Genomic DNA, 12,882 nt, shown 5'->3' with positions numbered 1-12,882 from the left:
CCATCTTCGTTCGTTCGTACGACCCGAGGAGACTGCACCATGCACGGATGGCAGAGGCGCTCGGTGCTCACCGCGATGACCGGCGGTGCCGCGGCGCTGGGACTGGCCGCCTGCGGCGGCGGCGCGAGCGGCGGCGGCCAGGGCAGCGGCAAGGGCACCGTGGTGTTCCGGATCTGGGACGAGACCCAGCAGCCCGGCTACGAGAAGTCCGCGGCGGCCTTTCACGCGAAGCACCCCGACATCACCGTCAAGGTCGAGCAGCTGCCCTACCCGCAGTACTGGTCGAAGCTGACCACCGAGGTGGCCGCCGGCAAGGGGCCGGACATCTTCTGGAACACCGTGTCGTACTTCCCGGAACTGGTCACCCAGGGGGTGCTGGTCGACCTCTCCGACCTGATCAAGCAGGACTCGGTGGACACCTCGGCGTTCTACCCGCAGGTCGTCGACTCCTACAAGTACCAGGGGAAGCTGTACGGGATGCCGGCCGACTTCGGCATCACGGGGATGGTGTACAACGCGGACCTGTTCAAGGCGGCCGGGCTGCCGCACCCCGGTCAGCTCACCTGGGCGCCGGACGGGTCGGGCACGCTGCTCGCGTTGGCACGCAAGCTGACCGTCGACCGGAACGGCAAGCACCCGGACCAGGCCGGTTTCGATCCCCAGCACGTCAAGCAGTGGGGTTTCTGCGCCGAGAACCACAACCAGACGCAGTACCTGAACTGGATCCCGCAGAACGGCGGGACGTTCATGGACAAGCCGTTCGGGAAGTTCACCTTCGACCAGCCGAAGGCGATCCAGGCGCTGCAGTGGCAGTCGGACCTGATCAACAAGTGGCACGTGGCGTTCCCGCCGTCGGCCGGCTCCGCGCTGGACCTGTTCAACCGCGGTCAGGTCGCCATGTACCCCTGCGTCAACGCGATCCTGCCGTTCATCGCGCCGAAGGTGAAGTTCACCGTCGGCGTGACCAACCTGCCGTCCGGGCCGAAGGGCGCGGCCAACAACGTCAACGGGCTCTCGTTCGCGATGGCCAGGACCGGCAAGAACCAGAAGGCTGCCTGGGAGGTCGTCAAGTGGTTCGCGTCGGCCGAGTCGCAGCACATCATGGGCTCGGGCGGGTACGTCTGGCCGGCGCTGAAGTCCGAAGGGCAGTCCTACCTCGACTACTGGAAGGGCAAGGGGCAGGACTTCGGCCCGTTCCAGCAGGCGGCGACCGGCCCCACCACGTTGCTGCCGGAGACGCCGGTCTGGAACGCCTGCGAGACCGCGATCGACAACGCCTTCCAGCCGATGTTCCAGGGCGGCAAGCCGGTCCCGGCGACCGCTCGCAGCCTCGTCGGCAAGCTCAACCAGCAGATCGCCACCAAGTGACGGAAGATCACCACCAAGCAAAGGTAGTCGCGCATGCCGACCGACCCGGTCACCCTCACCACCGCGCCGCCACCCGTGGATTCGCTTGACGTACAAGGGATCCGACTGCACGTCGAGGCCGACACCGGCAAGCCGGTGGCGAAGATCGCCACCGTCGCGCCGGACGTGCTGGAGATACACGTGACCGCGCCGCCGGGCGCCGGAAGCCTCGACCTCGACTGGGACGTACCGGTGGACGACGCCACCGTGTACTGGCAGCCGGACTACGCGCAGCGCCGGCACCTGCCGGCGGAGTGGGGGTCCCGGCGGTCGGTGAGCCTGCTGCGGTCCGCGCCCGTCGGCGCGCTCGTCGACGCCGCGGACCGCAACGTGGCCTGCTGGTCGCTGTCCGAGACCTCGCACCGGATCCAGGTCCGGCGCGAGGGGGTCCGGGAGGAGTCGGCCCGGTTCCGGTGCACGGTGAGGATCGCCCTGTCCGGTACCGAGGATCCGGTGGTGCTGCGCGTCGACCGCCGCCGGCGGGCGTACTGGTCGGTGCTGGCCGACGTGGCGGCGTGGTGGGACGCACTGCTGCCGGAGCCGCCGATGCCGGCACCGCCCGCCGGTCGCGCGCCGACCTACTGCACCTGGTACTCGATGCACCAGGAGCTGACCGCGGACCGGGTCGAGCGGGCCGCGGCGGACGCCCGCTCGCTCGGGTTCGGCTCGCTGATCGTCGACGACGGCTGGCAGACCGACGACACCTCCCGCGGCTACTGGTACTGCGGCGACTGGGAGGTCGCGGCCGGCAAGATGGGCGACCTGACCGAGCACGTGGCGCGGGTGCGGGCGGCCGGGCTGAGCTACCTGCTGTGGCTGGCGCCACCGCTGCTCGGCCGGCGCAGTCCGGCCCGGGCCCGGTTCGCCGACCGCACCCTGGGCTCGCTGTCCGCGCAGGACGCCGACATCCTCGACCCGCGGTACCCGGAGGTGCGGGCGCACCTGACCGACGTGTGCGCCCGGCTGCTGGACTCGACCGACGTGGACGGGTTCAAGCTCGACTTCCTGGACGCCTGGCTGGTCGCCGACCCGCCGCCGGCCGGGGCCGGCACCGACGTACCGGACGTGGAGAGCGCGGTGGCGCGCTGGCTCACCGAGCTGCGGGCCGAGCTGACCAGGCGCCGCTCGACGGTGCTGCTGGAGTTCCGGCAGAACTACACCGGGCCGGCGATGCAGCGCTACGGCAACCTGTTCCGCGCCGCGGACTGCCCGATGGACATCGTGGACAACCGGACCCGGACACTCGACGTACGGTTGCTGCTGCCGGGTCGTACCGTGCACTCCGACCCGATCCTGTGGAATCCCACCGGATCCGCCGTGTACGCCGCGGAACAGTTGCTGTGCGCGCTGTTCAGTGTGCCGCAGGTGTCGGTGGAGCTGTCCGAGCTGCCGGCCGAGCACCGGCGGATGCTGTCGCACTGGTTGGGGTTCCACACCGCGCATTCGGACACCCTGGTCGTCGGGGCGATCGAACCGTCCCGACCGGACCTCGCGTACCCGGTGGTCCGCGCCCGGGGCGACGGCGAGACGATCGTCGCCGCGTACGCGAAGCTGCCGGTCACCGTTGACGACACCGACCCCGCGACGGTGATACTGGTCAACGCCACCGGCTCGGACGGACTGCTGGTCGACCTGACGGCGGCGAACGGTGCGCGGGTGACCGCGGTGCGCGACCACTGCGGCGATCCGGTGCCGCTGCCGGCGACGGCGTTGTCGCCCGGCCTGACCCGGATCGCGGTACCCCGCGCCGGGCTGGTGGAGCTGTCGGTCGGCTGATCGGCGCGGCACCGGCCGAGCGCGGTCGGGCGCCGGTGTCGGTGGCCGGGCGCGTCGGCGCCGGCGGGTGGCGGGGGAGGGAGCGGCGGTGTACACGGAGGTTCCGGCGCCGGATCTGTTGTGTGCCGGCCGTTTCGACGAGACGCCGGGCTTCACCGTGTACCGGGAGAACGGCGCCCGCAACTGGATGGTCAGCCTGACCGTCGCCAACCGTGCCGACTACTGGGCCGACGGCCGGCACGTGACGATCGAACCGGGCGACCTGGTGGTGATCGCGCCCGGTGCGGTGCAGCACTACCGGGCCGCGCCGGACGGGCCGCCCTGGGGCTACTGGTGGGCGCACTTCCAGCCGCGGACCGCGTGGTTCTCCTGGTTGCGGCTGCCGGAGCTGGCGCCCGGGTTCAGCCTGACCCGGCTCGGTACCGGCGACCGGTTGCACGAGGCCGTCGGGGCGTTCGAGCGGGTGCACCGCAACGCGACGAAGGCGACGGTGCACGCGCCGGAGGGTCGGGTGGTGGAGACGCCGCGCAGCCGGACCGGCATCTTCGCCACCGAGCTGGCGCTGAACGCGATCGAGGAGATCCTGCTGCTCGCCGCGGTCGTGCACGAACAGCGCCGGGCGCAGCTGCTGGACCCGCGGATCCAGCAGGTGCTGGACCGCATCGTGGCCGACCCGGCCCGCCCGGTCACGGTGGCCGAGCTGGCCCGGGACGTGTCGCTGTCCGCGTCCCGGCTGTCCCACCTGTTCCGCAGCGAGGTCGGCGACTCGATCGTGAACGTGGTGCTCGCGGTGCGGCTGCGCAAGGCGGCCTCGCTGCTGGAGTTCTCCGACCGCGCCGTCGGCCGGATCGCCGCGGACGCGGGCTTCTCCTCGCCGTACTACTTCAGCCGGCAGTTCCACGCCCGGTACGGGTTGTCGCCCAGCGCGTACCGCGCCCGGGTGCGCAGTCACCAGCCGGTGTGACGATCGGCGCCGGGCGCGGGAAACCGCGGCAGCATCGGGCAAAACCGTAGCGCGACACGGTATGGGGCTCGTCGCCGCGCGCTCGTAGGGTCGGAGCGTGTGCCGCCCCGGCACACCACCCCCGACCCGGCCCCTCGTAGTCCTTTGTGGACAGTCACGGATCGCGGGTGTCCCGGGACGACGGGAGAGCCATGCCCACCCCGATCAGTCGCCGTACCGTGCTCGCCGCGAGCGGTGGTCTCGCCGCCGCGGCCGCGGTCGGCGCCACCACCCTGTCCACCGCCGCGGCCGCCGATCCCGCCAGCGCCAACGGGTACGTCGACGTGCAGCTGGTGAACATCACCGACCTGCACGGGTACCTGCAGCCGCCGGCGGACACCGACGGCGGCATCATCACCGGTGCCGGTGGCGTGAAGCTCCAGGTCGGCGGCGTCGGATACCTTGCCACCCACCTGAAGCGGATCCAGCAGGGACACGCCAACTCGATCCTCTGCTCGTCCGGGGACAACTTCTCCGGCTGGCCCTACTACGTCGACGCGCAGAACAACGAGCCGACCATCGAGGTACTCAACGCGCTCGGGTTGCGGTTCTCCTCGGTCGGCAACCACGAGCTCGACAAGAGCACCGACTTCCTGCTGCACCACATGCAGGACGGCCACCGCTACCCGTACGACGAGCCGTTCGTCGACTTCGTCGACTCCACCGGCCGGCGCTTCCACGGCGCCGACTGGAAGTACTACACCGGAAACGTGGTGCACCGCGACGGGAACCGGCTCGTCGCCCCGGCGTACAACATCGAGTACGTGGACGCCGGGCACGGGCGGCGGATTCCGATCGGGTTCATCCACCTGACGGTCGAGGGCTGCGTGGAGGGCCCCGGCTTCAACTGCTCGTACCAGCCGACGCTGGCCACCACCGACCTGATCGCCGCGGCGAACCGGTCGGCCGCGGCGCTGAAGCGCAAGGGCGTCCACGCGTTGATCGTGGTGATGCACGAGGGCGGGGTCGCCGGCAGCGACTACAACTCCGGTACCAACCCGACCGGGCCGGCGTTCGACCTGGCCGCGGTGGCCGACCCGGACATCGCCGCGATCGTCACCGGGCACTGGCACTGCCGGTTCAACATGATGGTCCCCGGGCCGGACGGCGTGCCGCGGCCGGTCACCGAGGCCGGCTGCTACGGCCAGCTGATCACCGAGGTCGGGCTCAAGCTCGACCCGACGACCGGCCGGTTCGTCCGCGAGCTGACCACCGCCACCAACCACCCGGTCACCCGGGACGTGCCGACCGACCCGCAGGTGCAGGACATCGTCGACTACTGGTCGGCCGCGGCGGACCGGTTGTCGGCGACGCCGATCGCGCGGCAGACCGGCGATCTGGTGCGCACCCCGAACCCCGACGGGGAGAGCACGTTCGGCAACTTCGTTGCCGACTTCATCGTGTGGGACGCGGCGCAGGACGGGCCGCGGGCCACCGCCGAGTTCGGCTTCCTGCCGGTGTTGCCGCCGAAGGGGCGCAGCGCGCTCACCACGGATCTCCCGTACGCCAAGGGATCCGGCGAGGACGGCGTGATCTCCTACGGCGCGGCGTGGAAGTCGTACGGGTTCGACTCGCCGATCGTGACCGTGACGATGACCGGCGACGCGTTCCACCGCGGGCTGGAACAGCAGTGGCAGACCCAACCGGACGGCACCGTGAAGTACGCGCCGGTCGCGGTGTCGCGGCAGGTCGGCTACGTCTACGACGTGACGAAGCCGGTCGGGCAGCGGGTCGATCCGGCGACCGTGACGATCGACGGGCAGCCGCTCGACCTGGCCCGCGGCTACCGGGTCGCGACCAACGCGTACACGGTGCTCGCCTACGACGGCTACCCGGCGTTCACCGAGTACACCGACGCGGTGCGGCACAGCCTCGACCACGAGGGCTTCGTCCGGTACCTGCGGCTGCGGAAGGTGGTGTCGCCGCCGGAACTGGGCCGTGCCACCGCCGCCAACGCCCACCACGCCCCCGCGTACACGCCGCCGAAGCGGCCCGGTCCGCACGCGCGCCCCGAACCGCCCGGCGTCCGCGGCCCGCGCTGACCCGCCCCCGTACCGTCGATCAGGGAGTTCGCCCGCCGGTCGGGGGATCGTGCGACGGAAGGCGCGCTCTCGTACCGCGATCCCTCGACCGACTCCGCGATCGGTTCACCGCGGGCGGGGTGGGTCGGGGAGGCCCAGTGCGGCGAGGGCGATACCGGCCGGTCGCAGCAGCCAGTGGTGGCCGCCCAGCCCGGTCGGGTCGGTCACCTCGGCGGCGTGCGTGGCCGCCGCCAGCGCGCGCAGGTACCCGGCCGGGTCGGTCGTCGCGTCCGCGAGCGGCGGCCGGGTACCGGTGACCCCGAGCGCGCGCAGCGCCTCGCGCTGGCGTACCAGCAGGTCACCCGGTGCGAGCAGGGAGTCCCACGTCACGTGCGCGGTCAGGTCGGTCGACCCGTCCGGTACCGGCGGGACCTGCCGGCCGTCCCGGTAGCCGGTGAGGGTGCCCGGGTACGGGCGGTCGCCGGCGCGGTGCCCGTAGTCGACGGCGACCGCGACGCCCCGTACCAGCCGGGCGGTGGTGTCGGCCCACGCGTCGTCCCGCGGGTGCCCGATCTCGGCGCGCGCCCCGGGCCCGGTCAGTGGCCAGTGGCGGTCGAGCCAGTCGGCGTCGCGGCCGGTCAGCGGCGGGCCGAGCGTCTCCGCGCCCGTCGCCGGGTCGACCAGGACCAGCCGCGGCACCCCGTCCGGGCCGGCCTCGGCCACGTCCACCGGTACGTTGTCGAGCCATTCGGTGGCCAGCAGCAGCCCGGTGACCCGTGCCGGCAGGTCGTGCCGCCAGCCGACGGTGGACGGCAGCAGCCGGGGCCGCGGTGCGAGGTCGACGCCCGCGTACCGGACCCGACCGGCCAGTTCGGCGGGTGCACCGGCGGCGAGCGCGGTCAGCAACTCGCCGCCGCCGGCGCCGACATCCACCACGTCCAGCTGGGCCGGTCGGCCGAGCGCCGCGTCCAGCCGTACCAGCAGGGTGCCGATCGCGCGGGCCATCGGCACCGTCTGCGCGCTGGTACGGAAGTGCCCGGCCGGCCCGGCGCCGGTGCGGAAGAACCCCCGGTCGCCGTACAGCGCCGTGTCCATCGCCGTCCGCCACCGCACCCGAGCGCCCGTGTCCGCCATCCCGCCATCCTGCCGCCCGCGGCCCTCCGGCCGCCGCCGCACCGGCGCCGGCGGTGCCGGGGCGGGACGGTGGCGGGGCAGGCACGTACCGTGGCAGTGGTGTTGGGGTGGATCCGGCGGGCCTTCCGGCTGCCGCTTCGGTCGGTGGCGTTCGACGCGTCCGCCGCGGCGATCATGGCCGCCTTCTCCGGTCTGGTCCTGTTCATGGGCCAGTGGTGGAGCGGCCTGATCGGGCTCGGCATGGCCGTCACGCTGCTGCCACGCCGGCGCTGGCCGGTCCAGGTGTTCGCGGTCACCTGCGTGCTCGGGCTGCTGCAACTGATCCTCGCCGAGCGGCTCCAGGCGTACGACATCGCCGTGCTGCTGGCGATGTACACGGTGGTGAAGTACGCGGACCGGATGGCCTGGGCCTGGCTCGCCGCCGCGACCGTCGTCGTCGGCTGCGGCGTCTTCGGCCTGATCGGCACCGGTACGCCGCCGGTGACCTGGTACCGGCGCGGCCTGACGCTGCTGATCTGGGCGATCCCGGTCTGGCTGACCGGTCTGGTGCTGCGCACCCGGCTGCTCTACGTGCGCAGCCTGGAGGAACGCGCCCGTACCGCCGAGCAGGAGCGTGACCAGCGGGCCCGGCTGGCCGTCGCGGACGAGCGCAGCCGGATCGCCCGGGAGCTGCACGACGTCGTGGCGCACAGCCTCGCCGTGATGATCGCCCAGGCCGACGGCGCCTCGTACGCGCTCGCCGGCGACCCGGCCACCGCCCGCGACGCGGTGCGTACCGTCGCCGACACCGGTCGCGGCGCGCTCGGCGAGATGCGCCGGCTGGTCGCCGTGCTGCGCGACCACGGCGCCGACGACCCGGCCGCGGACCGCCGGACCGAACGGCTCAACGACCTGTCCGTACTGCTCGACGGGTTCCAGCGGGCCGGGCTGCGGGTCTCGGTCACCACCTCGGGCCGGCCCCGGCCGCTGCCGCCCGGCCTGGAACTCGCCGGGTACCGGATCGTGCAGGAGTCGCTGACCAACGTGCTCAAGCACGCCGGCGCCGGCACCGACACCACCGTGGAGATCGGGTACCGGCCGGAGTCGGTCACCGTCACCGTCCTCGACGGCGGCTCGCTCGACTCGGCGGTACCCGACCCGGTGCCGGGCGGGCACGGCCTGCTCGGCATGCGCGAACGCGTCGGCGTCTACGGCGGTACGTTCTCCGCCGGACCGCGCCGCGGCGCCCCGGGCTGGCGGGTCGCCGCGACCCTCCCCATCCCCGCCGACCCCGCCACCCGCAATGACCCCGCCGACCCCGCCACCTCGCCGTCGGATCGCGGCGGCACACTGCCGGGCCCGGACGTCGCCGGCCCGCAGCCGGGTCGCGGCGACGGCGCTACGCCGGCGGATCGCGCCGAGTCCACCGCGGCGGAGGCCGGTGCCTCGGTCGAGTCCGGCGCCGCGGAGGCCGGTGCTTCGGTCGAGTTCGGCGCGGCGACGGCCGGACCGGGCGGCTCGCCGGCCGGTGAACCGGCCGAACACGGTACGGTCGGCGCACGGCCGGCGACGGAAGGACAGGAACTCCGATGACGATCCGGGTGGTGCTGGTCGACGACCAGGAACTGGTCCGGGCCGGGTTCCGGATGGTGCTCGGCGCCCAGCCGGACATCGAGGTGGTCGGCGAGGCGGGCGACGGCGCGGCGGCGCTGGCGCTGCTCGACCGGGTCGCCGCGGACGTCGTCGTGATGGACCTGCGGATGCCGCTGCTGGACGGCGTCGAGGCCACCCGCCGGTTGCTCGCCGACCCGCGCCCGGACCGGCCCCGGGTGCTCGCGCTGACCACGTTCGACACCGACGAGGACGCGTTCGCCGCGCTGCACGCCGGTGCCAGCGGCTTCCTGCTGAAGAACGTCCCGCCGGAAGACCTGCTCACCGCGATCCGGGTGGTCGCCTCCGGCGACTCGGTCGTCGCGCCCCGGGTCACCCGCCGGCTGCTCGACCGGTTCGCCGGCGAGCTGACCGCCCCGCCGCGGCCCGACGACCGCCTCGGCACCCTGACCGAGCGGGAACGGCAGGTGTTGCTGCTGGTGGCGGAGGGGCTCTCGAACGCCGAGATCGCCGAACGGCTCGTCGTGGCGGAGGCGACCGTCAAGACGCACATCGGCCGGATCTTGACCAAGCTCGACCTGCGTGACCGCGTCCAGGCCGTCGTCTTCGCGTACGAGACCGGCCTGGTCCGCCCGGGCGCCTGACGGGTCCGGCCCGGTCCGGTGTCTGGCGGGTCCGGCCCGGTCCGCCCCCGGCGCTGGACCGCCGCAGGTCGCTGGGCGCGGGCCGTGGCCGGGCGCGCACCGGGCGGTGGGCACCCGGGCGACGGGCGCGGTCAGCGCGCCGCGAGGACCGCGTCGAGCAGGGCGGCGGGGCCGGAGCGGAACACGTCGACGGCGGGCAGCCCGGTCTCGTCGGTGACCGCGGCGATCGCGTCGGCCGCCGCGGACGCGGACAGGTGGCCGGTGTTCAGCGAGATCGCGACCACCCGGGCGGCCGGCCCACCGCCCCAGGTGGCGGCCGCCTCGTTCATCGCCACCACCTCCGACAGCGGCGGCAGCGCCAGCGGCAGGTGACCCAGGTCGCGGGCGCCGGCGATGTGGCAGAGCACCAGGGCGTCCGGGGCGGTGCCGTGCAGCAGGCCGAGGCTGACCCCGGAGTACCAGGGGTGGTTGAGCGCAGCCTGCCCCTCGACGAAGACCAGGTCGTGCTCGGCGGTCGCCGCGCACACGTGCTGGTGCATCAGGGTCGGCAGGAAGTCGGCCACCACGTGATCGGCCGGTACGCCGTCGCCGGCGACCAGGATGCCGGTCTGCCCGGTCGCGACGAACCCGGACGAGAGGCCGCGCCGACCGGCCTCGCGGTCCAGCTCGACCATCGTGGTCATCTTCCCGGCGTTGCAGTCGGAGCCGACGGCGAGCACGGTGTGGCTGCCGGGCCGGTGGGTGAGCCCGCCGGTACCGACCTGGACGTCCTGCTCCGGCGGTCGGCGCAGGTCCCAGATCCGGCGGCCGGCCAGGTCGGCGACCGCGGCCAGCTCCGGGTCGTCGCCGAGCTGGTGGTGCAGCCCGCAGACCACGTCGAGCTTCGCCTCCAACGCGGCGCGGATCCGCTCGCGCAGGCCCGCCGGGAGCGTCGACTGCATCGGTGAGATGCCCACCACGAAGGTGTCCGGCCCGTACCGCAGCGCGGCGTCCAGGTCGTCGACGACCGGGACGGCCGGCACCCGCGGGTCCCCGGTGATCTCCCGAGCGTTCCTCCCGGCGTGCGCACTGTCGACGACCGCGACCACGTCGTCCGACCGGTACCGCAGCACGCCGAGCGCGAGCTTGGGGCCCGTGCCGTCGAAGACGCCCTCGGCGTCGATCACCATCCGCACCGCTCGCCCCTTCCGGCGCTGTCCCGCGCCGCCACCCGGGGCGCGTCGTGGTGCCGGCCGCTCGGCCGCACCGCGCCACACCTTAGAGCGTGTCCGGATGGCCAGCCACCCGATGTGCCGGGCCGGGCGCAGCCGGGAACAGCCCTTCCGGGCCGGCGTGAAGCGCCGGAACCGCCGCAGGACGCCCAGTGCGGTGAGAACTTACCCACAGACCGGATTCTCGGGCTCGTGAACGATGCCACAAGCTGTGTCGGCCCCGCACCGCGGCGGGCAATACTTGCCGTGACCGGTACCTGTAGGAGGACTGGATCTTCGATGAACATGGCGACGACGACCGGCCGGAGGCGGCGATGAGCCCGAGCGGGCCGAGCCCGCAGGACCGGCCGGGGCGGCTGTCGGTCGGGGTGATCGGCGCCGGCCGGGTGGGCTCGGTGCTGGCGGCGGCGCTGCGGCGGGCCGGCCACTCGGTGTCCGGTGCGACGGCGGTGTCCGCGGCGTCGGTGGCGCGGGTCGAGCGGCTGCTCCCCGGTACCCCGATCCGGCCGGCCGACGAGGTGGCCGCGACCGCCGACCTGGTGCTGTTCGGGGTGCCGGACGACGCGCTGCGCGGCCTGGTCGAGGGGCTGGCCGCGACCGACGCGTTCCGGGCCGGGCAGCTGATCGTGCACCCGAGCGGGGCGTACGGGATCGACGTGCTGGAGCCGGTTCTCGCGCACGGCGGGCTGCCGATGGCGCTGCATCCGGCGATGACGTTCACCGGCCGGCCGGAGGACCTGGACCGGCTGTCCGACGTGTCGTTCGGGGTGACCGCGCCGGAGCCGCTGCGGCCCGCGGCCGAGGTGCTCGTACTGGAGATGGGCGGCGAACCGCAGTGGGTGGCCGAGGAGCACCGGCCGCTCTACCACGCGGCGCTGACGCACGGCGCGAACCACCTGGTGACGCTCGTGAACGAGGCGGTGGACCTGCTGCGGCAGGCCGGCGTGGTGCACCCGGAGCGGATGATCGCGCCGCTGCTGTCCGCGGCGCTGGACAACACGCTGCGGCTCGGCGACGCCGCGCTGACCGGCCCGGTGTCCCGCGGCGACGCCGGTACGGTGCGGCGGCACGTCGAGGCGATCGGCGCCACCGCGCCGGACTCGGTGGCCGCCTACCTGGCGCTGGCCCGGCGCACCGCGGACCGGGCGATCGGCTCCGGCCAGCTGCGGCCGACCGACGCGGAGGCGCTGCTCGGCGTGCTGGCCGAGCGTATCGATCGGACCGGCTCATGATCGTGGCGCGGGACAAGGACACGCTGTACAAGGTCCGAAGTGGACTGTCCGGTGTGGTCGGTGTGGTGATGACGATGGGCGCGCTGCACGACGGGCACCGGGCGCTGATCGAGGCGGCCCGCGAGCAGTGCGACGCGGTACTGGTGACGATCTTCGTCAACCCGCTGCAGTTCGGCCCGAACGAGGACCTGGACCGCTACCCGCGGCAGCTGGACGACGACCTCGCGCTGTGCCAGCGGGCCGGCGTCGACGCGGTCTTCGCGCCGACCGAGGCGGAGATGTACCCCAGCTGGCCGCCGGTGGTGCGGGTGAACCCCGGCCCGCTCGGGCGCGAGCTGGAGGGCGCGAGCCGGCCCGGCTTCTTCGACGGGGTGCTGACCGTCGTGCTCAAGCTGCTGCACCTGACGACGCCGCACGCGGTGTTCTTCGGCGAGAAGGACTACCAGCAGCTGGCGCTGGTCCGCCGGATGGTGCGCGACCTGGACGTGCGTACCGACTCCGTACCGGTGCGGGTGGTCGGGGTGCCGACGATCCGGGAACCGAGCGGGCTGGCCCGTTCCAGCCGCAACTCGTACCTGTCCGCAGCGGACCGGGCCGCCGCGCTGGCACTGTCCGCGGCGCTGCGGGCCGGTGCCGAGGCGGCGGTCGGCGGGCCGGCGGCGGCGCTCGCCGCGGCCCGGGCGGTGCTCGACGCCGCGCCGGTCGAGCTGGACTACCTGACGTTGACCGACCCCGACCTGGGGCCGGCACCCGAGGTGGGGCCGGGGCGGCTGCTCGTCGCCGCCCGCGTCGGTACCACCCGGCTCATCGACAACCTGCACGTCGAGGTGGGCCACAAGCCAACCGCGGTGCGGGAGTAGGGGA

The 12,882-nt window shown here is 73.7% G+C and carries 10 protein-coding genes; 8 read left to right on the top strand and 2 right to left on the bottom strand.

Annotated features, from left to right (window positions below):
- Positions 1–39: 39 nt before the first annotated feature.
- From NUM_RS28360 to NUM_RS28345, 4 genes are all read left to right on the top strand, one after another.
- Positions 40–1,368, top strand: a complete 1,329-nt coding sequence (locus NUM_RS28360) for an ABC transporter substrate-binding protein (RefSeq protein WP_207128013.1) — start codon at positions 40–42, stop codon at positions 1,366–1,368.
- Positions 1,369–1,401: 33 nt separating this feature from the next.
- Entirely contained in the window at positions 1,402–3,183 is a 1,782-nt protein-coding gene (locus NUM_RS28355) for a glycoside hydrolase family 36 protein (protein ID WP_207128012.1), read from the top strand.
- An 88-nt stretch (positions 3,184–3,271) separates the two neighbouring features.
- The gene (locus tag NUM_RS28350; protein WP_207128011.1) at positions 3,272–4,147 is read left to right on the top strand and encodes a helix-turn-helix domain-containing protein; all 876 of its coding nucleotides are present in this window, start codon (positions 3,272–3,274) and stop codon (positions 4,145–4,147) included.
- 191 nt (positions 4,148–4,338) lie between these two features.
- The gene (locus tag NUM_RS28345) at positions 4,339–6,228 is read left to right on the top strand and encodes a bifunctional metallophosphatase/5'-nucleotidase (protein WP_207128010.1); all 1,890 of its coding nucleotides are present in this window, start codon (positions 4,339–4,341) and stop codon (positions 6,226–6,228) included.
- Between the two features lie 105 nt (positions 6,229–6,333).
- Here the strand turns inward: NUM_RS28345 and NUM_RS28340 are convergent, their stop codons facing one another.
- On the bottom strand, positions 6,334–7,341 hold the full coding sequence (locus NUM_RS28340; protein ID WP_207128009.1) for an SAM-dependent methyltransferase: 1,008 nt from the start codon (positions 7,339–7,341) through the stop codon (positions 6,334–6,336).
- 99 nt (positions 7,342–7,440) lie between these two features.
- Between NUM_RS28340 and NUM_RS28335 the strand changes: the two genes are divergently transcribed.
- Together NUM_RS28335 and NUM_RS28330 are read left to right on the top strand one after the other, a co-directional pair.
- A complete protein-coding gene (locus NUM_RS28335; RefSeq protein ID WP_308440597.1) occupies positions 7,441–8,913 on the top strand; it encodes a sensor histidine kinase in 1,473 nt (490 codons plus the stop codon).
- On the top strand, positions 8,910–9,575 hold the full coding sequence (locus NUM_RS28330; RefSeq protein WP_207128008.1) for a response regulator: 666 nt from the start codon (positions 8,910–8,912) through the stop codon (positions 9,573–9,575). The genes NUM_RS28335 and NUM_RS28330 overlap by 4 nt, the downstream gene beginning before the upstream one ends.
- 131 nt (positions 9,576–9,706) lie before the next feature.
- Here NUM_RS28330 and NUM_RS28325 read toward each other — a convergent pair whose 3' ends face one another.
- The gene (locus NUM_RS28325) at positions 9,707–10,744 is read right to left on the bottom strand and encodes a DUF1611 domain-containing protein (RefSeq protein WP_225918911.1); all 1,038 of its coding nucleotides are present in this window, start codon (positions 10,742–10,744) and stop codon (positions 9,707–9,709) included.
- A gap of 356 nt (positions 10,745–11,100) precedes the next feature.
- Between NUM_RS28325 and NUM_RS28320 the strand changes: the two genes are divergently transcribed.
- Together NUM_RS28320 and panC are read left to right on the top strand one after the other, a co-directional pair.
- Positions 11,101–12,018, top strand: coding sequence for a Rossmann-like and DUF2520 domain-containing protein (locus NUM_RS28320; protein WP_207128006.1), 918 nt, complete (start codon positions 11,101–11,103; stop codon positions 12,016–12,018).
- Positions 12,015–12,878, top strand: coding sequence for a pantoate--beta-alanine ligase (gene panC / locus NUM_RS28315; RefSeq protein WP_207128005.1), 864 nt, complete (start codon positions 12,015–12,017; stop codon positions 12,876–12,878). The genes NUM_RS28320 and panC overlap by 4 nt, the downstream gene beginning before the upstream one ends.
- Positions 12,879–12,882: the final 4 nt, after the last annotated feature.

This window comes from Actinocatenispora comari, from assembly GCF_017312725.1.
GTDB lineage: Bacteria > Actinomycetota > Actinomycetes > Mycobacteriales > Micromonosporaceae > Actinocatenispora > Actinocatenispora comari.
This window is presented reverse-complemented; position numbering and strand designations above follow the sequence as displayed.

Coding starts and splice junctions, on each gene's coding strand:
- NUM_RS28360 (WP_207128013.1), top strand. CDS start 40: ATGCACGGATGGCAGAGGCGCTCGGTGCTCACCGCGATGACCGGCGGT.
- NUM_RS28355 (WP_207128012.1), top strand. CDS start 1,402: ATGCCGACCGACCCGGTCACCCTCACCACCGCGCCGCCACCCGTGGAT.
- NUM_RS28345 (WP_207128010.1), top strand. CDS start 4,339: ATGCCCACCCCGATCAGTCGCCGTACCGTGCTCGCCGCGAGCGGTGGT.
- NUM_RS28340 (WP_207128009.1), bottom strand. CDS start 7,341: ATGGCGGACACGGGCGCTCGGGTGCGGTGGCGGACGGCGATGGACACG.
- NUM_RS28330 (WP_207128008.1), top strand. CDS start 8,910: ATGACGATCCGGGTGGTGCTGGTCGACGACCAGGAACTGGTCCGGGCC.
- NUM_RS28325 (WP_225918911.1), bottom strand. CDS start 10,744: ATGGTGATCGACGCCGAGGGCGTCTTCGACGGCACGGGCCCCAAGCTC.
- NUM_RS28320 (WP_207128006.1), top strand. CDS start 11,101: ATGAGCCCGAGCGGGCCGAGCCCGCAGGACCGGCCGGGGCGGCTGTCG.
- panC (WP_207128005.1), top strand. CDS start 12,015: ATGATCGTGGCGCGGGACAAGGACACGCTGTACAAGGTCCGAAGTGGA.